Below are 20,292 nucleotides of genomic sequence, written 5' to 3'. Positions count from 1 at the left end.
TTGACTTTTGGCACGCTGTTGAGTTCTCAAGGAACGGACGCTTCCATCAGACCCTTCCAGGCCCTCCGGGCTTTTCCCTTCGGTCTTGCGTTTCCAACCTTACCAGACCTTTTTCCCATTCCGTTTCCGGCTTGGAATTTCGATCGAGCGGCCGATTGGAGAAGCCTTTTGCCTTTCGGCGTGTTCACTACGTTAGCCGATTCCCGTAGCAACTCATAATCGAGTTCATCGCGTTTAATTCCGGGCATGCCGAAAAGAGACCCGATGTGGGTTCGTCGTCAGTAGTAGGTGGCCGCTTCTGGGTTGCTGAACAGCAGGGCCCGTTTCAAGCGGCTCGGGCTACGTTAGGCGTCTCGGATGGGCGAGTCAAGTTGCCCTGCGGCGTGGCGCGTGGGCGCGGTAGGGGCTCACGGTGGGATCGCCGTCGATCCAGAAGCGCCAGGGGTGGTGGGCGCCGTCGCCGCCGACTCCGGTGCGAGGGCCGTTGCGCACCTGGTCAGGCGACGGCGCGGTGCCGTGGAACAGGACCAGGGGGTCGGTCGCGTCGGTGCAGACGTCCGTGCCGTTGAGGGCTCGATCGACATCGAGGGCAGTGGCGAGGCGTGCCGGCCCTTTGGCCAGTTCTCTGTCATATCGGGCCGAGATTCGACGTTTACGAGCCAGCTCGGCGCCTACCAGGATCTCGCCGGCCCGGAGGAGGACTCCGCTCGCCCGGCCCTTCGGGCCGCATACGAGGTTCAGGCAGTGCCACATACCGTAGGTGAAGTAGACATACGCGTGTCCGGGCGGGCCGAACATCACCTCGTTGCGCGGGGTGCGGCCCCGGAAGGCGTGGGAGCCGGGGTCGAGCTCTCCCGCGTATGCCTCGACCTCGGTGATGCGCAGCTCGATGGGACCTGCGTCGGAGTGGCGTGCGAGGGTGCAGCCGAGGAGTTCGGGTGCGACCTCGAGAACGGGACGGTCGAAGAAGTCCCGTGACATCGGCGTACGGTCGGGGCTTTCGATCATGGCGTCCGAGGGTACTCGGGAACCGGTTGCGACCGTGACGCGTATGACGAATGAGGATCTAGCAGGATCTGGAAGGAGTGGACATGGGTTTCAAGAAGCTGCTCGCGAGCCTGGGCGCCGGTGGGGCGTCCGTCGAGACGGTGCTCACCGACGAGAACGTCGTGCCGGGCGGTGTCGTCCAGGGCGAGGTGCGTATCCAGGGCGGATCGGTCGACCAGCAGATCGAGGGACTGTCCGTCGGGCTTCAGGCCCGGGTCGAGGTCGAGAGCGGTGACCAGGAGGTCAAGCAGGACCTCGAGTTCGTCAAGCAGCGGCTCGGGGGCGCCTTCGAGGTGAAGGCCGGGGCGGTGCACGTGGTGCCGTTCGGGCTGCAGATTCCCTGGGAGACCCCGGTCACGAGCATCGACGGGCAGCAGCTGCGCGGGATGCACATCGGTGTGACGACCGAGCTGGAGATCGCGCGGGCCGTGGATTCCGGCGATCTGGACCCGATCAATGTGCACCCGCTGCCGTCGCAGCAGGCGATTCTCGACGCCTTCATCCAGCTCGGTTTCCGCTTCAAGAGCGCGGACATGGAGCGTGGGCACATCCGCGGGACGCGGCAGAGGTTGCCTTTCTACCAGGAGATCGAGTTCTTCTCGCCGGAGCGGTACCGGGGGCTGAGCCAGGTCGAGCTGACGTTCGTCGCGGACGACCGTGAGATGGACGTCATTCTGGAGATGGACAAGAAGCCCGGTCTGTTCAGCGAGGGCAGTGACTCGTACAAGGCTTTCAAGGTGGGGCACCAGGACTTCCGTTCGACCGACTGGGGCGCTTATCTGAACCAGTGGCTCGCCGAGATCGGCGGCCGTCGCAACTGGTTCTAGGCCGGGCTCTAGGGTCGTCAGAGGCAGGGTTGCCGCCCAGGCGGCCCAAGGCAGGACGGCGAACCGGAGGTTCAGACGTGACCGAGCAGAAGAGGGCTCCCCTTCCGCATGACTTTCATCCCGAGGTGCCTTCGTTCACGCTGGTGAGCGATGACATCGCGCCGGGATCGGTGCTGAAGGACGCCCAGGTCTACGCGGAGGGCAACACCTCGCCGCAGTTGCGGTGGGAGGGGTTCCCGGCCGAGACCGGGAGTTTCGCCGTGACGTGCTTCGATCCGGACGCGCCGACGGGGAGCGGCTTCTGGCACTGGGTGCTCTTCGATGTTCCGGCATCGGTCACGGAACTGCCGGCGGGGGCGGGCGGCGGGGAGTTCAAGGGGCTGCCCGCGGGTGCGGTGCATGTCCGCAACGACTACGGGTCGAAGGACTTCGGCGGCGCCGCTCCCCCGGCCGGGGAGAACCACCGCTATGTCTTCACCGTGTACGCGGTGGACAGCGAGAAGCTGGGGCCGGACGCGGATGTCTCGCCCGCCGTGGTGGGTTTCCACCTGCGGTTCCACACGCTCGCCCGTGCGCAGCTGATCGGTGAGTACGAGGGGCCCGCGGCGGGCTGACCACGGCACCGGCCGTTCGTTTGTTGTTTGCCCTGTCCTGGTCTTGGAGAGATCAGGACAGGGCAGTTTTTTCTCTGCCGTACATGGGGGACGCCGGGGAGGCACGGATATTGCGTTGTCCATCTCGGCGTGCCCGGCCAGAGTTGATCCATGCCCAGGGCCCGCGACGGGCCGGGCCCGGCGAACGGAGGTGGGGGACGTGCGCGAGACACTGGTGCTGAACGCGAGCTTCGAACCGCTGTCGACGGTGACGCTCAACCGTGCGGTGGTTCTGGTGCTCCAGGACAAGGCCGTCGTCGAGCAGGCCCACCCCGGACTCCGTATGCGTGCCGCCGCCGTCGATCTTCCGGTGCCGCGGGTGATCAGACTGTGCAGATATGTCCGGGTGCCGTTCCGAAGACAGGCTCCGTGGTCGAGACGGGGGGTGCTGGTGCGGGACCAGCACCGGTGCGCCTACTGCGGCAGGCGTGCCACGACGGTGGACCATGTGGTTCCGCGGTCGCGCGGTGGTGCGGACAGCTGGCTGAACACGGTGGCCTCCTGCGCCGAGGACAATCACCGTAAAGCGGACCGTACGCCGGACCAGGCGGGGATGCCGCTGCTGCACCAGCCGTTCGTGCCCTCTCCGGCGGACGCGATGCTGCTGGGGATGCGGGCGGGTGAGCGTTCGGAGCTGCCGGAGTGGCTGGTGGCTCAGCCGGCGGCGTAGCGCAAGGACGGATGGCGAAGGGCCCGGACCTCGGGAGGACGAGGACGGGCCCTTGGCGCTGTCGAGGGGCGCGGTCAGCCGTAGCGGCGGACGAGTAGTTGGACGACCGCGACCGTGCCGACGGCGACGATGATCGCGCGCAGTGCGGTCGGGGGGAGCTTGCGGCCGACTTTGGCTCCGAGCTGGCCGCCGATGGTGGAGCCGACGGCGATGAGCAGGACCGCGGTCCAGTCGAAGTCCGCGACGAAGAGGAAGAAGATCGCGGCGATGCTGTTGACGACGGCGGCCAGGATGTTCTTCACGGCGTTCAGGCGCTGCATGGTGTCGTCGATCAGCATGCCCATCAGGGACATGTAGATGATTCCCTGCGCCGCGGTGAAGTAGCCGCCGTAGACGCTGGAGAGCAGCAGTCCGGTGACCAGGAGCGGGCCGCCGTCGGGGTGGGCGGGGGTGCCTTTGCGTGCCCGGCGGCGCTGGACGGCTTTGGAGATGCGGGGCTGGAGGATCACCAGGACGAGGGCGAGGGTGACCAGGATCGGCACGATCGTCTCGAAGGCGGTCGAGGGGAGCTGGAGCAGGAGTACGGCTCCGGTGACGCCACCGATGGCGGCGACGACGCTCAGGCGCAGAACGCGGCCTCGCTGGCCTTTCAGCTCCGCGCGGTAGCCGATGGTTCCGCTGATCGCGCCGGGGACGAGGCCGAGGGCGTTGGAGACGGTGGCGGTGACCGGCGGCAGCCCGGTGGCGAGGAGTACGGGGAAGGTGATCAGCGTGCCGGAACCGACGATGGTGTTGATGGTCCCGGCGCTGATTCCCGCGGCGAAGACGGCGAGCATCTCCCAGATGGTCACTCCGCGTCCCCTTCATGATCGGTGCTGAATGCACCGATCATGCCTGACGGCGGGTGGGGCTCAGTCGACCGGGGGCTGTTCGCGCCGCTCGGAGCCGGTGTTGAAGCCCGGCACGCCGCCGCCGAGGTTGCCGAAGGCTCCGGAGAGGCCCTTGAGGGCGTCGCCGATCTCGCTGGGGACGATCCAGAGCTTGTTGGCGTCGCCTTCGGCGATCTTCGGGAGCATCTGGAGGTACTGGTAGGAGAGCAGCTTCTGGTCCGGGTCCCCGGCGTGGATGGACTCGAAGACCGTACGGATGGCCTGGGCCTCGCCCTCGGCGCGTAGGGCCGCGGCCTTGGCCTCGCCCTCGGCGCGCAGGATCGCGGACTGCTTCTCGCCCTCGGCGGTGAGGATCTGCGACTGGCGGATGCCTTCGGCGGTGAGGATCGCGGCGCGCTTGTCACGGTCGGCGCGCATCTGCTTCTCCATCGAGTCCTGGATGGAGGTGGGCGGCTCGATGGCCTTGAGTTCGACGCGGTTGACGCGGATGCCCCATTTACCGGTGGCCTCGTCGAGGACTCCGCGCAGGGCGGCGTTGATCTCCTCGCGGGAGGTGAGGGTCCGCTCCAGGTCCATGCCGCCGATGATGTTGCGGAGGGTGGTGACGGTGAGCTGCTCGATGGCCTGGATGTAGCTGGCGACTTCGTAGGTCGCGGCCCGAGCGTCGGTGACCTGGTAGTAGATGACCGTGTCGATGTTGACGACCAGGTTGTCCTGGGTGATCACCGGCTGGGGAGGGAAGGGGACGACCTGTTCACGGAGGTCGATGCGGTTGCGGATCGAGTCGATGAAGGGGACGACGATGTTCAGTCCCGCGTTCAGGGTCCGGGTGTAGCGGCCGAACCGTTCGACGATGGCCGCGCTGGCCTGCGGGATGACCTGGATCGTCTTGATGAGGGCGATGAAGACCAGCACCACCAGAATGATCAGGACGATGATGATCGGTTGCATCGGTTTCCCCGTGCCCTTCGCTGCCGGATGATGGTGTGATGATGATCGAGCTTCCCAGACCTGGGGCTGGTGTGGGGGCTGTTCTGCTTCCCCGGTGGGATCACGGTTTCACCTCGTGGTCCGGGTGAGCGTGACCCGTGGCATCGTGGTCCGCCGGGCGGCTGGGCTCACATGACCACCGCGGTGGCGCCGTCGATCTCGACGACGTCGACCTGTTGGCCGACTTCGTACGTCATGTCTGCGTCGAGGGGGCGTGCGGACCATACCTCGCCGGCGAGTTTGATGCGGCCTCCGGCGGCGTCGACCCGTTCCAGGACGACCGCCTGACGGCCTTTCAGCGCGTCGACTCCGCTGCTGAACTCGGGTCTGCCGGACCGGTGCCGGGTCGCGATCGGACGTACGACGGCGATCAGGGCGACGGACACCGCGGCGAACACGAGGACTTGGGCGACCGTCCCGCCGCCCAGTGCCGCGACGACGGCGGCGGCGACCGCTCCGGCCGACAGCATTCCGAACTCGGGCATCGCCGTCAGGACCAGCGGAATGCCCAGTCCGACCGCACCGATCAGCCACCACACCCACGCGTCGATTTCCACATGGTCATGGTAGATCCGCGGGTCCGGGTGGGGACAGGGGGCAAAAGGGCCGTCGGGGCCTGTTCACGCATGTCCGGGCAGGCGCGGGCGGGTCGCTGTGGGGGTTGTGGGTGCTGTGGTCTTCGTGAGACGCGGGTTCAGCCGAGCGGGAGTCCCTGTGCCGTCCAGCGGTCGCCCAGGCGCTCGACGACGAGGGGGAGGCCGAAGCAGAGGGAGAGGTTGCGGGACGTCAGTTCCATCTCGACGGGACCGGCCGCGAGGACCTTGCCCTGGCGGATCATCAGGACGTGGGTGAAGCCGGGGGCGATCTCCTCGACATGGTGCGTGACCATGATCATGGAGGGGGCGTACGGGTCGCGGGCGAGGCGGCCGAGACGGCGTACGAGATCCTCCCGGCCGCCGAGATCGAGTCCCGCGGCGGGCTCGTCGAGGAGGAGCAGTTCGGGGTCGGTCATCATGGCGCGGGCGATCAGAGTGCGCTTGCGCTCGCCCTCGGAGAGCGTGCCGAACCTCCGGCCCAGGTACTCGTTCATGCCGAGACGGTCGAGGAAGGCGCGGGCGCGCTCCTCGTCCACGGGGTCGTAGTCCTCGTGCCAGGTCGCGGTCATGCCGTACGCGGCGGTGAGGACCGTCTGGAGCACGGTCTGGCGCTTGGGGAGCTTCTCCGCCATGGCGATGCCGGCCATGCCGATGCGGGGGCGGAGATCGAACACATCGACACCGACGCCGCCGAGGCGCTCGCCGAGGATCCGTACCGTGCCGTTGGTCGGGAACAGATAGCTGGAGGCGAGGTTGAGGAGGGTCGTCTTGCCGGCGCCGTTGGGGCCGAGGATGACCCAGCGCTCACCCTCCTTGACCGACCAGGAGACGTCGTCCACCAGAGCGCGTCCGTCGCGGACCACGGATACGTCCACCAGATCCAGTACATCGCTCATGAGCGCGTTGTCTCCCCATGCAATCGTGTCGAGATGCGGAGGGCTCGACGCCGGTAGGCAGCCCTCGAAGAAATCTACGCCACCGGTCGGGCAGCCCTGTCCCCCGGTCCTTTCCTGATGAAGGTCCTTAGGCTGGGCCCATGCATTCGCGACCTTCGGAACCACGTTCAGGACGTCTGGCCGCTTGGGGGAACGCCCTGCTGGCCGGAGCCGCGTCACCCGACGACGCGGCGCACGCGATCGTCGGCGACGACGCGGTGCACCGGGTGGAGGGGCTGCCGGGTGAGGCGGGGCCGGTCGGGCTCACGCTGGCGCTCGGGCGGCTGCGGTCTCTCGGGGTGACCGGGTGGCGGGTGGCGCTGCCCGTGCCGGGGCATCCGCTGGGGCTCAGCGGGCCGCCGGAGTTCAACAAACGGGCGCTGGAGGCGGAGGAGGCGGTCGTCGGGTACGGCGCGGGGTACGGGCTGGTACCCGAGGTGACCTGGGCGGGATCCGGGTCGGACGCCGCCGACCTGCATGTGGAGGTCCTCTGGCGCTGTCTGCCGGTGCGGGAGGCTCCGCCGGCGGACGTTCCCTCGCTCGGGGAGGCGGAGCGGGAGCTGGCGGAGGCGCTGCGGGAGGCGACGGAGGTGCTGTCGCGGCTGGATGTGGCCGCGTCCGGGCCGGTGGCCGAGGCGGCGATCGACGCGTACCGGGCGCGGGCGGAGTCGGGGCGGTCCGGGCTCGCTCCGGGCTATCCGGCTCGGGCGGTACGGGTCCTGGAGCTGGCGCACCGGGTGGGGCTGCTGATCTCGATCGCGTACGAGAACGGGCACGGCGGGGCGGTCAGCGCGTCGGAGATGGCGGCGAGGGGGGAGGCGCTGAGGCCGGTGGAGCGGGTGGCGAGGCGGGCGCGGGTGGCCGCGTACAACGCGTATGTGGAGGAGCTGGAGCGAGGGATGTAGAGCGGGAGGCGTCCGGGGCGGGCGGGGCGGTTGGGGTGCCGCGCCCGGTGTGGCGCGGGCCGTCTGTCGGGGGCTGTGCCGGGGGTGCTCTGCTCTGCCGGGGGTGCTCTCTGGGGAGCGCGGGCCCCGGGCCCCCGCGCGTCGGACGCCGGCGAGGCCGGGATCCGGCGGGTCCGGCGGCCTTCGGCGCGGGGGTCGGGGTGGGGGTGTCAGCCGTTGTGGCTGATGTTGCCGAAGGCCGGGTTCAGCAGGCCGATCACGTTGACCGAGTTGCCGCTGACGTTGACGGGCACGTGGACCGGGACCTGGATGAGGTTGCCGGAGGCGACGCCCGGCGAGCCCACGGCCTTGCCCTCGGCGTGGGCGCCCGGCGTGGCGGAGGCGATGCCCGCGCCCGCGGCGACGAGGCTGCCGGTGATCATGGTGAGGGCGGCGGCCTTCTTCAGGTTCTTCACGTTCGAAATCCTCCTGGACATTCGCCGCGGCAGGTCGCCGCGGCACGTCATGGAGAACGGCGGACGGGTCCACAGGGTGCGCCGTCCGGGTGACATACACCCGACAGTATGAATCTCGGACCGGCGTGGAGTGCGAACCGAAAGAGGGTTCGACGGCTCAGTCGGTCATACCGTGGCGTACGGCCCACAGTGCCGCCTGGGTGCGGTCCGCCAGATCGAGTTTCATGAGGATGTTCGAGACGTGGGTCTTGACCGTCTTCTCGGAGAGCACGAGCGCGCGGGCGATCTCGCGGTTGGAGCGGCCGTCCGCGATCAGGCCGAGGACTTCCCGCTCCCGTTCGGTGAGGGTGCCGCCGCGGCCCGAGCCGGTGGCCGGTTCGTCCTGCGCGAGCAGTGCGCCCGCGACCTCGGACTGGAGGAGGACGTGTCCCGCATAGACGGAGCGGATCGCTCCGGCCAGTGCCTCGGGATCGACGTCCTTGTACACATAGCCCGACGCCCCGGCGCGCAGGGCGGGGACCACCGTGCGCTGTTCGGTGAAGCTGGTGACGATGAGGACCTTCGCCGGGTTGGCGAGTTCGCGGAGCTTGCGGAGGGCCTCGATGCCGTCGGTGCCGGGCATCTTCACGTCCATCAGGACGACGTCCGGCTTCAGCTCCTGGGCTCGGGCGACTCCTTCGTCGCCGTCGCCCGCCTCTCCGACGACCTCGATGTCGTCCTGCACTTCGAGGAAGGTGCGCAGACCCCGGCGTACGACCTGGTGGTCGTCGACCAGCAGGACCCGGATTCGCTTGTCACCCACCGGGGACCTCCATCTCGATCGTGGTGCCCTTGCCGGGCGCGGAGTGCACTGTGAGTCTTCCGCCGACTCCGCTCGCGCGGTCGCGCATGGAGACGAGGCCCAGATGGCGGCCCGCCCTGCGGACCGTACGGGGTTCGAAGCCCTTGCCGTTGTCGGTGACGCTGAGGATCGCGCCGCTCGGGCCGCGGCGGGCCAGGACGACGTCGACGCGGTCGGCTCCGGAGTGCCGCAGCGCGTTGTGCAGGGCCTCCTGGGCGACGCGCAGGAGCGCCTCCTCCTGGGCGGCGGGCAGGGCCTTGGCGCCCCAGGTGTCGAAGGTGACCCTGGCGGAGTGGGCCCGGTCGAGGACCTGGACGTGGGTACGGAGGGTGTTGACCAGGCCGTCCTCGTCGAGCGCGGCGGGGCGCAGTTCGACGACGGCGGCGCGCAGTTCGTCGGCCGCCTCGGCGGCGAGCGCGGCGACCTGCTGCAGCTCTCCCTTGGCGCGGGCGGGATCGCGGTCGACCAGGGCGGCGGCGGCCTGGGCGGTGAGCCGCAGGGAGAAGAGCTTCTGGCTGACCGCGTCGTGCAGTTCATGGGCGAGGCGGGAGCGCTCCTCGGCGATGGTCAGCTCCCGGCTGCGCTCGTACAGCCGGGCGTTGGTCAGGGCTATCGCCGCGTGCTGGGCGAGGATCGAGAGCAGTTCCTCGTCCTGCGCGGTGAAGCCGCAGCCGTCCTCGCTCGACGGGGAGTCCTCGGGGCAGCGCTTGTTCGCGAGGAAGAGCGCGGCGATGACCTGGTCGCCGTCCTTGACCGGGAGGCCGAGGAAGTCGGACATGTCGGGGTGGGTGGACGGCCAGCCCTCGAAGCGCGGGTCCTTGCGCACATCCGCGAGCCGCTCGGTCCGCGCGTCCCGGAGCATGGCGGCGAGGATGCCGTGCTGCCGGGGCAGCGGGCCGATCGCCTTCCACTGTTCGTCGGTGACTCCGTCGACCACGAACTGGGCGAAGCCGCCGTGATCGTCCGGGACGCCCAGCGCCGCGTACTCCGCGTCGAGCAGCTCGCGCGCCGAGACGACGATCGTCTTCAGCACGTCCCGGACTTCGAGGTGCCTGCTCATCGCGAGGAGCGCGGTGCTCACGGCCGCGAGGCCGGAGCTGGGTCGATGGCTCATGAACTCACGGTACCGGCGACGAGTGACACTCCGTATCGGACCGGAGATCGTCCAGCCTAGGACCGCGGGCTAGGACTGCGGGACTAGGTCGAAGTGCCATCCCGGATGGGGTCCCCCGGAGGACGCGGCGGACCGGGCCGCGTTTCTACGGTGGAGGCGTCGGCGGGAACGGCGCCGACGGCGTGTGTACGCCGGGGAAGCTGTGAGAGCAAGGGGATGGACGGTATGCCGGTCGCGGTGATCACAGGTGCTTCCAAGGGGCTGGGGCATGCTCTCGCGGCGGCGCTCGCCGAGCGGGGCTGGGATCTGGTGCTGGGCGCGAGGACCGCCGGTGTGCTTCAGGAGAGCGCTGAGCGCGTGGGGGCCCACGGGACGCGGGTGGTGGCGGTGGCGGGGGATGTCGCCGATGCGGGGCACCGGCGGGAGCTGATGGCCGCGGCGCGTGGGCTGGGCGGGCTCGATCTGCTGGTGAGCAACGCGAGTGTGCTGGGCGCGGAGCCGCTGGTGCGGCTGGACGCCCTGCCGCTGGACGGTCTGCGGGTGGCACTGGAGACCAATGTGGTGGCCGCGCTGGGGCTCGTACAGGAGGCGCTGCCGTTGCTGCGGGCGGCGCGGGCCGGGACGGTGATCGCGGTCAGTTCGGACGCGGCGGCGGAGGCGTACGAGACCTGGGGTGGTTACGGGGCCTCGAAGGCGGCGCTCGACCAGCTGGTGGCGGTTCTGGCCGTCGAGGAGCCGGAGCTGCGGGTGTGGGCGGTGGATCCGGGTGACATGGACACCGATCTCTATGCGGCGGCCGTTCCGGACGACGACGATCCGCGTCCGGCCCCGGAGTCGGTGGTGCCCGGGTTCCTCCGGCTCCTGGACGAGCGCCCGGTGAGCGGCCGGTACGGGGCTCCGGCGCTCTTGGGATCGGTGTGAGGGCCGCCGACGAGGGCGGAGGCGGGCCGCCGCAGGGAGCCGGGCGGCCGGAGGGTCGCCGGGCTCCGGGCGGATGCGGCCGCGAGTGCGGGGGCGGCGGCCCCGACGGCGGGGACGTTCGGGTTCCGGGAGCGGCCGGGGCGCGTACGGAGGGCGGGGCCGGGCTCGGGGGCGGTGAGGGGGCTGACGCCCGGTCCGGGGGTCGTACGGGTACGGGTGGCGAGGTCGCGGCCGCGCGGTCCACGGCCGTGCTGGACGCCCTGCGGGTTCCCGATGAGCTGTCCGCGCGGGAGCCGGCCGAGGTACGGGGGAACGGGCGGGACGACGTCCGGCTGATGGTGACGCGCGGGAGCCGGGTGTCCCATCACCGCTTCCGGGATCTTCCCGGGCAGCTGCGGGCGGGGGATGTGCTGGTGGTCAACACGTCCGCGACCCTGCCCGCCGCCGTGAACGGGCGGCTGGGCGGGGATCCGGTCGTCGTGCACTTCTCGACGCGGGGGGACGACGGGCGGTGGGCCGTCGAGCTGCGCGCCCCCGAGGGCTCCGGGAGCACGCGGCCGCGCGCGGGAGGGCCGAAGGCCGCGGTGGTACGGCTTCCCGGTGGCGGGCGGCTCGTCCTCGAAGAGCCGCTCGCGGCGGGCGCGGACCGGCTGTGGTGGGCTTCGGTGTCCGTTTCTCCCGCCCTGGCCCCCGGCTCGGGGGTGGTGGGCCTGCTGCGCCGCTACGGGCGGCCGATCCGGTACGCGTACACCGCGTGGGACCAGCCGCTGTCCGCGTATCAGACGGTCTTCGCGCTCCCCTCCCCCGACGGCTCGGGCTCCGCGGAGATGCCGAGTGCCGCCCGGCCCTTCACGGCGCGTCTGGTGGCGGAGCTGGTGAGCAGGGGGGTGCAGTTCGCCCCGATCGTGCTGCATACGGGGGTGGCGTCGGCGGAGACGCACGAGCCGCCGTATCCGGAGCGCTTCGAGGTGCCGGGCGCGACGGCGTGGCTGGTGAACGCGGCGCGTGCGGGCGGCGGGCGGATCGTGGCGGTCGGCACGACGTCCGTACGGGCCCTGGAGTCCGCCGCCGGTCCGGACGGGACGGTACGGCGATCCGGTGGCTGGACCGATCTCGTGGTGACGCCCGAGCGCGGGGTGCGCGCCGTCGACGGCCTGCTGACCGGGCTGCACGAGCCCCGAGCCTCGCATCTGCTGATGCTGGAGGCGATCGCGGGCAGGGCGGCTCTCGCCCGTTCGTACGAGGAGGCGCTGCGGCGGCTCTACCTCTGGCACGAGTTCGGCGACGTCCATCTCGTACTCCCGGACGAGAACGCTCACGCATTGAATTGCTGAAGCAACTCATCGTCAAATGGAAAGGGGTCCCGTGTGACCCCGCACATAGGACGCAGATCACTTACGAATCCCATTAGTGGATGAGTAAAGCCCCTGTTAACGGGTTCTGAATTGACGAAAAGGCGTGATCACCCCGCCCTGATCCACTATCCGTCGTCGTATGTCACATGATTGCCACATGTTTTTGCTGGCGCTAAGAATTACCTCTCGTCGCCGCCCGCCGTGGAGCGCAGCGCCGCTCCGGCCTGATGCGACTTCCCTATGCGAAGAGGTACGTCTGTATGTCCGCGTCCAGCACCCGAATGACCAAGGCCCACCGGGTCTCGATCGCCGGTATAGCCGCCGCCGGCGTCGCAGCCATCACCCTGACCCTCGTTCCCGGTGGCGGCTCGGCCACCGCCGAGGCCGCCCCCGCCAAGGCCGCCGCCGCCGTTCCGGCCGCCGTGAACCTCGAAGCGACCGCCGCGAAGACCGCGTCGCTGCAGACGGGTGCCTCCGCGCAGAAGTCGGCGATCGAGACCCAGATCGCACAGGCCGCCAAGGCCGCCTCCGTCGCCCAGGCCGACGCGAAGGCCCAGGCGGACGCCGCCGTGAAGAAGGCCGCCACCGAGGCAGCCGTGAAGAAGGCCGTCGCCGAGCAGCGCGCCGCCGAGCAGCCCGCCAGCCGTACCGTGTCCGCCACGCCGCGCAAGCCGGTCTACGCCAACAACCTCGACGGCTGGATCCGCGAGGCGCTCGACATCATGAAGAAGCACAACATCCCGGGTTCGTACGACGGGCTGCACCGCAACATCATGCGTGAGTCGAGCGGCAACCCGCGCGCCATCAACAACTGGGACATCAACGCCAGGAACGGCATCCCGTCGAAGGGCCTGCTCCAGGTCATCCAGCCGACGTTCGACAGGTACCACGTCGCCGGCACGCCGTTCGACCTGTACCACCCGGTCTCCAACATCGTGGCCGCGGCCAACTACGCCGCGGACCGTTACGGCTCGATCGACAACGTCTTCAGCGCCTACTGAGCCGAGTAGACGTCCATACGCCGATGGGCGGCGCCTCCTGTCACCAGGAGGCGCCGCCCATCGGCGGGTGCGGGCCGGCCCGGAGTACGCGGAGTACTCCGTACACGCGGTACATACGCGGTGCGCGGGCCGGAGCCGGCTACTTGCGCATGACCTCGGGCTCGTGGCGGCGCAGCAGCCGTGCGACCGCGAAGCCGCAGACGACGCCGATCCCGAGCAGGATGCCGAGGTTCATGCCCCACTGGGAGACGGCGCTCTCCCAGAGCGGGTCCAGGTCGGTGGGCTTCTTCGGGTCCCACGGAGGCATCAGGTGCGCCAGGTCGAGTGTGGCGGCCGCGCCCGCGATGGCCCAGCGGGACGGCATCAGATAGGCGAACTGCTCAAGGCCGGGCGAGCCGTAGACCTTGAAGAGCACGCCGGTGAACACGACCTGCACGATGGCGAACATGACCAGCAGCGGCATCGTCTTCTCGGCGGTCTTCACCAGCGAGGAGATCACCAGGCCGAACATCATCGAGGTGAAGCCGAGGGCGGTGATGGCCAGGCAGAGTTCCACCGCGGGCGGCATGAGCAGGCCCTCCTCGGGGAGCCTGCGGGTGGAGAAGCCGATGCCGCAGATGATGACGCCCTGGAGGGCCGTGATGAAGCCGAGGACGATCACCTTGGACATCAGATAGGCGGAGCGGGAGAGACCGGTGGCCCGCTCCCGTTCGTAGATGACCCGTTCCTTGATCAGTTCTCGTACGGAGTTGGCGGCGCCCGAGAAGCACATGCCGACCGCGAGGATCAGCATGATCGTGCCCGCGTCCGCGTTGAACGCGGACTTGCCGTCGTCGGGGGCGGCGAGGCCGAATTTGGCCGGGATGACGACGCTGACCAGGCCGAGGACGGCGGGCAGGATCACCATCAGGCCCATGAAGCCCTTGTCGGAGGCGATGACGGAGACGTACCGGCGGATCAGAGTGATGAGCTGGGCTCCCCAGCTCTGCGGTTTCGGCGGGCGCATCTGCTGCGGCGACGGCAGGTTCACCGGCTGGGGTGCGACGGCGTCGATGTCGGCCGCGTACATCTGGTAGTGCTGTGATCCGCGCCAGCGGCCCGCCCAGTCGTACTCGCGGTAGTTCTCGAACGCGGAGAAGACATCGGCCCAGGTGGTGTAGCCGAAGAAGTTGAGCGCTTCCTCCGGGGGGCCGAAGTAGGCGACCGCACCGCCGGGGGCCATGACGAGCAGTTTGTCGCAGAGCGCCAGCTCGGCCACGGAGTGGGTGACGACCAGGACCGTGCGGCCGTCGTCGGCGAGGCCGCGCAGCAGTTGCATCACATCGCGGTCCATGCCGGGGTCGAGGCCGGAGGTCGGCTCGTCCAGGAAGATCAGCGACGGCTTGGTCAGCAGTTCCAGGGCGACGGAGACGCGCTTGCGCTGGCCGCCGGAGAGCGAGGTGACCTTCTTGTCCTTGTGGATGTCGAGCTTCAGCTCGCGCAGCACCTCGTCGATCCGGGCCTCGCGCTCGGCCGCGGCGGTGTCGCCGGGGAAGCGGAGCTTGGCCGCGTACTTGAGCGCCTTCTGGACGGTCAGTTCCTTGTGGAGGATGTCGTCCTGCGGGACCAGGCCGATGCGCTGGCGCAGCTCGGCGAACTGCCTGTAGAGGCTGCGGTTGTCGTAGAGGACATCGCCCTCATTGGCGGGCCGGTATCCGGTGAGCGCCTTGAGCAGGGTGGACTTTCCGGAGCCGGAGGGTCCGATGACGCCGATCAGGGACTTCTCCGGTACGCCGAAGGAGACGTCCCGCAGGATCTGCTTGCCGCCCTCGACGGTGACCGTGAGGTGGCGTGCGGAGAAGGAGACCTCTCCGGTGTCGACGAACTCCTCCAGCCCGTCGCCGACGATCCGGAAGGTGGAGTGGCCGACGCCGACGATGTCGCTGGGGCCGATGAACACGGTGCCGGACTTGGCCATCGGCTGGCCGTTGACGTAGGTGCCGTTGTGGGAGCCGAGGTCGCGGAGCTGGAAGCGGCCGTCGGGGGTGGCGGTGAACTCGGCGTGGTGGCGGGAGACCTGGAGGTCGGAGACGACGAGTTCGTTCTCCAGGGCGCGGCCGATGCGCATCACCCGGCCCAGTGCCAGCTGGTGGAAGGTGGTGGGGCTGCGGTCGCCGTACACGGGTGGTGCCCCCGCGGCACCGCCCGGTCCCTGTCCTCGGCCCTGCGACTGTCCTTGCTGCTGGGGGATCGGCCGCTGGTTCCCGGCGTCGGGCTGCTGCGGGTCGGGCCATACGGGCTGAGGGTGCGGCGCGGGTGACTGCGCGTGCGCCGCCTGCGGTGCCTGCGGCCCCTGCGGCCCCTGGGGCGCCTGGGGTCCCTGGGGCGCCTGGGGCCAGTTCCGTTGGGCCGGCGCGGCCTGTTGGGCTGCCTGCTGGGCTGCCTGCTGAGGGGACGCGCTCTGCACGCTGTGCGCGTCCGCCGCCGCTCCGGACAGTTTCAGCAGCGGACCGTCGGTGGCGTTGCCCAGGTGCACGGCCGAGCCCGGGCCGATGTCCCTCTGGTGGATGCGCTGGCCGGCTATATAGGTGCCGTTGGTGCTCCCGTGGTCCTCGATCAGCCAACTCCGGCCGTTCCAGCTGATGCTGGCGTGCCGCCACGAGACCCTTGCGTCGTCCACGACCAGATCGCCCTGTGGATCCCGGCCGAGGGTGTACGACCTGGACGGATCGAGTGTCCAGGTTCTTCCGTTCAATTCCAGTACGAGTTCCCGCACTCCATGCCCCACTAGTTGTCCCCCGAAATACCCCCGTCACAGGGAGTCTAGGGATGGCGAACATCGGGGGGAACTATTTCAGGCGCGGTCCCGTATCCGGAAGTCGGGCCTCGCGAGGACCTTGTCGGGGCAGACCGTTGACGGCGGAGAAACACGCACGGACAGTGGTAAGCGCTCATCACTGCACACGGATCATTACGGATCATGCGGAGTGGGGGCAACTGGGTCGAACCCAGCAGGGAGTCGGGGGGGTTCTCATGAACGGAGCCGGCGGGTCCGGCAGTAGGGGAAAAGTGCCCTGGGGCGAGGTGGCGCTGGCCTCCATCTCCGCTGTGAGCTGGGCACTCATCGGGATGGCCGGTGCGGCCGCGCTCGGGCTCCATCTGCTGGAGGCGGATTCCGCGGGGGCGCTCGGGCCGATGACGGCGGCCGTGGTGGTGCTGGCGGTGAACGGCTCGGTCACGCCGTCCGGTGATGTGTCGGCCTTCGGTCTGGAGGGCGCGGAGGCCCGGACCGCCATCGATATCGCGCCACTCGGGGTGAGTCTGTTCGGGGCGCTGCTCCTTGCGTATGTCTTTCTGCGCTCGCTGCGCAGGGCGGGGGCGTACATCTCGGGGACCGAACTCGCCGCGCGGGCGGGCGGGGTGGTGGTGCTGTTCGTCGCGCTGGTGGGCGGGCTCGCCTGGGCGGGGCACGATGTGATCACCATCGACGGGGCGAAGCTGGGGCTCGACGCGGACAAGGTGCCCGGTGCCGGGGGCGGCGGCATCGAGATTCCCGGGCTCGGGGACCTCGGAGACGTCGGCGGGCTGCTGCCGGACCGGCTCGGGGACCTGGCGGAGGCGAAGGCGTCGGTCGGGTTCACGGTGAACACGGCGGACTCGCTGGTCGGCGCGCTCGTCTGGGTGCTCGGGGTACTGGTGATCGCGCTGCTCGCGGGACGGCGCGCGCCACTGCCCCGGGCGCTCGACGCAGTACGGCGCCAGGTGCGGCCCGCCGCTTCGGCTCTGGTGTCCGTGTTGCTGGTCGCCGTCCTCGCGGGGTACGCGGCGGCCGGTTACGCGGCGATCGGCGACGACAACCCCCGGCGGATCGCGGGGGCCGCGCTGCTGGGCGCTCCGAACGGGGTGTGGCTGGGGATTCCGCTGGGCCTCTTCGTGCCGTGGGACGGCAGGGCGACGGGTGAGCTGGCGAAGCTGCTGCCCGATCCGCTGGACGAGTTCTTCCGGCTGTCGGCGCAGGAGCCGGCGACGGTGGGGAGGCTGGCGGAACTGGACGGCCGGGTGTGGCTGCTGCCCGTGGCGACCGCGGTGATGATGCTGTACGCGGGCGTGCTCGCCTCGGCGCGTACCCCGGCCGACGGGCGGGGCGCGGGCGGCTTCGCGGGCCGGTGCGCGGTACGGCTGGCCGTCGTGACCGCCGTGGCGCTGCCGCTGCTGGTGTGGCTGACGGATGTCTCGGTGGGCGCGTCGCTGTCGGTGCTGGGCTTCGACGCCTTCGGAGCGGGCGTCGAACTCCACGGCCAGGCGGGGACGGCGCTGATGCTCGGGGCGCTGTGGGGTGCGGGAGCGGGCGGCGCGGGAGCACTGCTGGTGTATGTGACACGGGGTCCGGGGGAAGAACATCCCGCGGCCGACGGAGCGCGGACGGCGGAAGGCGCGGAGGCCGCGGGGAGGGCGGGGCAGCCGGGGCCGTACCTTCCGGCGACGCCGTACCGTCCGCCGAACCCGGACACCAACCCGTATCTGCGGATACCGCCGGACGTGCACGACGCGGGAACGGTGGCGGGCCCGCTCCCTCGGCCGCCGAATCCCCGGAGACCACCGCGCGCCTCCCGGCCGCGGCCCGGTTCCGGCGAGGCCCCGCCCGGAACGGACGACGGCCCGCCGCCTCCGGGTCTGCCCAGGTCAGGGCGGTAGGCTCGGCTCCGGTGACACTTCGTGCAGCGGCGCGGCCCGGAGCGGGACTCCGCTCCGGGCACTCCTGGGCCGGTGTCCGCCTATCGGACCGGAGCGTGTCGGCGTGACCTTCGACGGTTACCGTGGAAGCACCATGAGCGCTTCGCAGAATTCCGACGTACGCACCCTTCTGGTCAAGATCTTCGGCAAGGACCGCCCCGGTATCACCGCTGGGCTGTTCGACACCCTGGCCGCCTACTCGGTGGATGTCATCGACATCGAGCAGGTCGTCTCACGGGGCCGCCTGGTCCTGTGCGCCCTGGTCACCGCGCCGACCGCGGCCGGGACCGACGAGGGCGAGTTGCGGGCCACCGTGCACAGCTGGGCCGAATCCCTCAAACTGCAGGCCGAGATCATCTCGGGCACGGGTGACAACCGGCCGCGTGGAAGCGGCCGTTCCCATGTCACCGTCCTCGGGCATCCGCTGACCGCCGAGGCGACCGCGGCGATAGCGGCGAGGATCACGGGCAGCGGCGGCAACATCGACCGGATCTTCCGGCTCGCCAAGTACCCGGTCACCGCCGTCGAGTTCGCGGTGTCCGGGGCCGAGACGGAGGCGCTGCGCACCGCGCTGGCGATCGGGGCCTCGGAGATCGGGGTCGACATCGCCGTGGTGTCGGCCGGGCTGCACCGGCGTGCGCAGCGGCTCGTGGTGATGGACGTCGACTCGACCCTCATCCAGGACGAGGTGATCGAGCTGTTCGCCGCGCACGCGGGGTGTGAGGACAAGGTCGCCGAGGTCACGGCGGCCGCGATGCGCGGGGAGCTCGATTTCGAGCAGTCGCTGCACGCGCGGGTGGCCCTGCTGGCGGGGCTGGACGCCTCGGTCGTGGACAAGGTGCGCTCCGAGGTGCGGATGACTCCGGGCGCGCGGACCCTGATCCGTACGCTCAAGCGGCTCGGGTTTCAAGTGGGGGTGGTGTCGGGCGGGTTCACCCAGGTCACGGATGATCTGCGGGAGCGGCTGGGGCTCGACTTCGCCTCGGCGAACACGCTGGAGATCGTCGACGGGAAGCTCACCGGGCGGGTGACCGGTGAGATCGTGGACCGGGCGGGGAAGGCGCGGCTGCTGCGCAGATTCGCCGCCGAGGCGGGCGTGCCGCTGGCGCAGACGGTGGCGATCGGTGATGGCGCCAATGATCTGGACATGCTGAACGCGGCCGGACTCGGGGTCGCGTTCAACGCCAAGCCGGTGGTCCGGCAGGCCGCGCACACCGCGGTGAACGTGCCGTTCCTCGACACCGTGCTCTATCTGCTGGGCATCACACGTGAAGAGGTCGAGGCAGCCGACGGCGACGGTGCCGACGGCGCGGGCGTCGAGCACTGATCCGTTCTCGGGCGGACACGAGAGTGCCCCGGCGCGATCGGTCACGCCGGGGCACGCGTGTGCCGGGTGCGGTAGGGACCGCTGGTGGCGGACGTTCCTCGCGTGTACGGGCCGGGAGTGCCGAGCACGGCGGTCGCCGGGGGCCCGTCGTGGGCTGCGGGCACTGGTGCCCGCAGCCCTGGGAACGGTCTTCGGCGCTGGTCGTGGACCGGTCGCGGTCGGGTGGCGGTCGGGTGGCGGTCCGGTCGCGGAACGTAGCGGACCGGACACGGACGGGACACGGACCGGGCGCGGGTCAGTCGTGCGGAGTCCAGTAGTCGAGCAGCCTGCCGACGCCGTGTTCCACGGTCTTCCACGAGCCGGTGAGGCCGATGATCGCGAAGGCCGACGTGGGGAAGCCGCTGCGGCTCATCCGGGACATCAGACCGTCCTCGGCCTCGCCCGAGAGGGCGTCGGCGAGCGCGTGCATTCCGGGGTTGTGACCGATCAGGAGGACGTTGTTCACCTCGTCCGGGACTTCGTTCACCACGGCGATGAGTTCGCCGAGGGAGGCGTCGTACAGCCTCTCCTCGTACACCGTCCGGGGCCGGTCCGGCAGTTCGTGCACCGCCAGCTTCCACGTCTCTCGTGTTCTGGCGGCGGTGGAGCACAGGGCCAGATCGAAGGTGATTCCGGTGTCGGCGAGCCGGCGGCCCGCCACGGGGGCGTCCTTGCGGCCACGCTCGGCGAGTGGGCGGTCGTGGTCGGACACCTGCGGCCAGTCGGCCTTGGCGTGCCGGAGGAGGACGATCCTGCGGGATTCGGGGGATCCGGGGCTTGTCCCCCCGGAAGACGTGGCGACGCTCATGCCCCCCAGCTTCGCACGAAACGCTCCTTTGGGCGCGGGGTGTTGACGTGCTCCTCCCTGCGACATGCGACCCGGCGGCGGGCGCGTCGGCCGGTGCCTCGGGCGGCCCGGCCGTGGAGGCGGGAGGGCGGTCTTCGCCGGTACCGGGAGTGGTCCGCCGGTGACCGGGAGTGGCATGGCCGCGAGCAGGACGGCGGGGCGGGCC

Annotated in this window: 19 protein-coding genes; 9 read left to right on the top strand and 10 right to left on the bottom strand. The window is 70.2% G+C overall.

Features of this window, described 5'->3' with window-relative positions; genetic code table 11:
• Window positions 1–366: 366 nt before the first annotated feature.
• Complete coding sequence (locus tag ACWEFL_RS30480; protein WP_451718683.1) at window positions 367–1,008, bottom strand: DNA-3-methyladenine glycosylase; 642 nt, start codon at window positions 1,006–1,008, stop codon at window positions 367–369.
• 83 nt (window positions 1,009–1,091) lie between these two features.
• Between ACWEFL_RS30480 and ACWEFL_RS30475 the strand changes: the two genes are divergently transcribed.
• From ACWEFL_RS30475 to ACWEFL_RS30465, 3 genes are all read left to right on the top strand, one after another.
• On the top strand, window positions 1,092–1,874 hold the full coding sequence (locus ACWEFL_RS30475) for a sporulation protein (protein WP_451718681.1): 783 nt from the start codon (window positions 1,092–1,094) through the stop codon (window positions 1,872–1,874).
• Window positions 1,875–1,951: 77 nt separating this feature from the next.
• The gene (locus ACWEFL_RS30470) at window positions 1,952–2,488 is read left to right on the top strand and encodes a YbhB/YbcL family Raf kinase inhibitor-like protein (protein ID WP_451718679.1); all 537 of its coding nucleotides are present in this window, start codon (window positions 1,952–1,954) and stop codon (window positions 2,486–2,488) included.
• Window positions 2,489–2,687: 199 nt separating this feature from the next.
• Window positions 2,688–3,197 (top strand): HNH endonuclease, encoded by a 510-nt coding sequence (locus ACWEFL_RS30465; RefSeq protein WP_451718676.1) that lies wholly within the window; start codon window positions 2,688–2,690, stop codon window positions 3,195–3,197.
• 74 nt (window positions 3,198–3,271) lie between these two features.
• Here ACWEFL_RS30465 and ACWEFL_RS30460 read toward each other — a convergent pair whose 3' ends face one another.
• The 4 genes from ACWEFL_RS30460 to ACWEFL_RS30445 form a co-directional block, all read right to left on the bottom strand.
• The gene (locus ACWEFL_RS30460) at window positions 3,272–4,048 is read right to left on the bottom strand and encodes a sulfite exporter TauE/SafE family protein (RefSeq protein WP_451718673.1); all 777 of its coding nucleotides are present in this window, start codon (window positions 4,046–4,048) and stop codon (window positions 3,272–3,274) included.
• Window positions 4,049–4,108: 60 nt separating this feature from the next.
• Window positions 4,109–5,038, bottom strand: a complete 930-nt coding sequence (locus ACWEFL_RS30455; protein WP_451718670.1) for an SPFH domain-containing protein — start codon at window positions 5,036–5,038, stop codon at window positions 4,109–4,111.
• A 167-nt stretch (window positions 5,039–5,205) separates the two neighbouring features.
• Window positions 5,206–5,634: an NfeD family protein gene (locus tag ACWEFL_RS30450; protein WP_451718667.1), complete on the bottom strand. Its 429-nt coding sequence runs from the start codon at window positions 5,632–5,634 to the stop codon at window positions 5,206–5,208.
• Between the two features lie 137 nt (window positions 5,635–5,771).
• Entirely contained in the window at window positions 5,772–6,569 is a 798-nt protein-coding gene (locus ACWEFL_RS30445) for an ABC transporter ATP-binding protein (protein ID WP_451718664.1), read from the bottom strand.
• A 140-nt stretch (window positions 6,570–6,709) separates the two neighbouring features.
• Here ACWEFL_RS30445 and ACWEFL_RS30440 point away from each other — a divergent pair, with 140 nt between their 5' ends.
• Window positions 6,710–7,513, top strand: coding sequence for a hypothetical protein (locus ACWEFL_RS30440; protein ID WP_451718661.1), 804 nt, complete (start codon window positions 6,710–6,712; stop codon window positions 7,511–7,513).
• Between the two features lie 209 nt (window positions 7,514–7,722).
• On the opposite strand, the gene ACWEFL_RS30435 is transcribed toward ACWEFL_RS30440, so the two are convergent.
• From ACWEFL_RS30435 to ACWEFL_RS30425, 3 genes are all read right to left on the bottom strand, one after another.
• A complete protein-coding gene (locus tag ACWEFL_RS30435) occupies window positions 7,723–7,968 on the bottom strand; it encodes a chaplin (RefSeq protein WP_451718658.1) in 246 nt (81 codons plus the stop codon).
• Between the two features lie 157 nt (window positions 7,969–8,125).
• Window positions 8,126–8,770, bottom strand: coding sequence for a response regulator (locus ACWEFL_RS30430; protein WP_451718655.1), 645 nt, complete (start codon window positions 8,768–8,770; stop codon window positions 8,126–8,128).
• Window positions 8,763–9,923: a GAF domain-containing sensor histidine kinase gene (locus ACWEFL_RS30425; RefSeq protein WP_451718653.1), complete on the bottom strand. Its 1,161-nt coding sequence runs from the start codon at window positions 9,921–9,923 to the stop codon at window positions 8,763–8,765. The genes ACWEFL_RS30430 and ACWEFL_RS30425 overlap by 8 nt, the downstream gene beginning before the upstream one ends.
• 225 nt (window positions 9,924–10,148) lie before the next feature.
• On the opposite strand from ACWEFL_RS30425, the gene ACWEFL_RS30420 reads away from it, so the two are divergent.
• The 3 genes from ACWEFL_RS30420 (at window position 10,149) to ACWEFL_RS30410 (ending at window position 13,200) form a co-directional block, all read left to right on the top strand.
• Window positions 10,149–10,844 (top strand): SDR family NAD(P)-dependent oxidoreductase, encoded by a 696-nt coding sequence (locus tag ACWEFL_RS30420; RefSeq protein ID WP_451718700.1) that lies wholly within the window; start codon window positions 10,149–10,151, stop codon window positions 10,842–10,844.
• Between the two features lie 248 nt (window positions 10,845–11,092).
• Window positions 11,093–12,178, top strand: coding sequence for an S-adenosylmethionine:tRNA ribosyltransferase-isomerase (locus ACWEFL_RS30415; protein WP_451718650.1), 1,086 nt, complete (start codon window positions 11,093–11,095; stop codon window positions 12,176–12,178).
• A gap of 281 nt (window positions 12,179–12,459) precedes the next feature.
• A complete protein-coding gene (locus ACWEFL_RS30410) occupies window positions 12,460–13,200 on the top strand; it encodes a transglycosylase SLT domain-containing protein (protein WP_451718648.1) in 741 nt (246 codons plus the stop codon).
• A gap of 139 nt (window positions 13,201–13,339) precedes the next feature.
• Here the strand turns inward: ACWEFL_RS30410 and ACWEFL_RS30405 are convergent, their stop codons facing one another.
• Entirely contained in the window at window positions 13,340–15,967 is a 2,628-nt protein-coding gene (locus ACWEFL_RS30405) for an FHA domain-containing protein (RefSeq protein WP_451718645.1), read from the bottom strand.
• A gap of 245 nt (window positions 15,968–16,212) precedes the next feature.
• Here ACWEFL_RS30405 and ACWEFL_RS30400 point away from each other — a divergent pair, with 245 nt between their 5' ends.
• Window positions 16,213–17,874: a streptophobe family protein gene (locus tag ACWEFL_RS30400; RefSeq protein WP_451718642.1), complete on the top strand. Its 1,662-nt coding sequence runs from the start codon at window positions 16,213–16,215 to the stop codon at window positions 17,872–17,874.
• A gap of 133 nt (window positions 17,875–18,007) precedes the next feature.
• Window positions 18,008–19,240, top strand: coding sequence for a phosphoserine phosphatase SerB (gene serB, locus ACWEFL_RS30395; protein ID WP_451718639.1), 1,233 nt, complete (start codon window positions 18,008–18,010; stop codon window positions 19,238–19,240).
• Window positions 19,241–19,535: 295 nt separating this feature from the next.
• Here the strand turns inward: serB and ACWEFL_RS30390 are convergent, their stop codons facing one another.
• Window positions 19,536–20,087 (bottom strand): SixA phosphatase family protein, encoded by a 552-nt coding sequence (locus ACWEFL_RS30390; protein ID WP_451718636.1) that lies wholly within the window; start codon window positions 20,085–20,087, stop codon window positions 19,536–19,538.
• Window positions 20,088–20,292 lie beyond the last annotated feature (205 nt).

Source organism: Streptomyces sp. NPDC004838, assembly GCF_053600955.1.
Note: the sequence above shows the minus strand (reverse complement) of the source record. Positions and strands in the feature narration are given on the sequence as shown.

Coding starts and splice junctions, on each gene's coding strand:
- ACWEFL_RS30480 (WP_451718683.1), bottom strand. CDS start 1,008: ATGATCGAAAGCCCCGACCGTACGCCGATGTCACGGGACTTCTTCGAC.
- ACWEFL_RS30475 (WP_451718681.1), top strand. CDS start 1,092: ATGGGTTTCAAGAAGCTGCTCGCGAGCCTGGGCGCCGGTGGGGCGTCC.
- ACWEFL_RS30455 (WP_451718670.1), bottom strand. CDS start 5,038: ATGCAACCGATCATCATCGTCCTGATCATTCTGGTGGTGCTGGTCTTC.
- ACWEFL_RS30445 (WP_451718664.1), bottom strand. CDS start 6,569: ATGAGCGATGTACTGGATCTGGTGGACGTATCCGTGGTCCGCGACGGA.
- ACWEFL_RS30440 (WP_451718661.1), top strand. CDS start 6,710: ATGCATTCGCGACCTTCGGAACCACGTTCAGGACGTCTGGCCGCTTGG.
- ACWEFL_RS30425 (WP_451718653.1), bottom strand. CDS start 9,923: ATGAGCCATCGACCCAGCTCCGGCCTCGCGGCCGTGAGCACCGCGCTC.
- ACWEFL_RS30420 (WP_451718700.1), top strand. CDS start 10,149: ATGCCGGTCGCGGTGATCACAGGTGCTTCCAAGGGGCTGGGGCATGCT.
- ACWEFL_RS30410 (WP_451718648.1), top strand. CDS start 12,460: ATGTCCGCGTCCAGCACCCGAATGACCAAGGCCCACCGGGTCTCGATC.
- ACWEFL_RS30400 (WP_451718642.1), top strand. CDS start 16,213: ATGAACGGAGCCGGCGGGTCCGGCAGTAGGGGAAAAGTGCCCTGGGGC.
- serB (WP_451718639.1), top strand. CDS start 18,008: ATGAGCGCTTCGCAGAATTCCGACGTACGCACCCTTCTGGTCAAGATC.
- ACWEFL_RS30390 (WP_451718636.1), bottom strand. CDS start 20,087: ATGAGCGTCGCCACGTCTTCCGGGGGGACAAGCCCCGGATCCCCCGAA.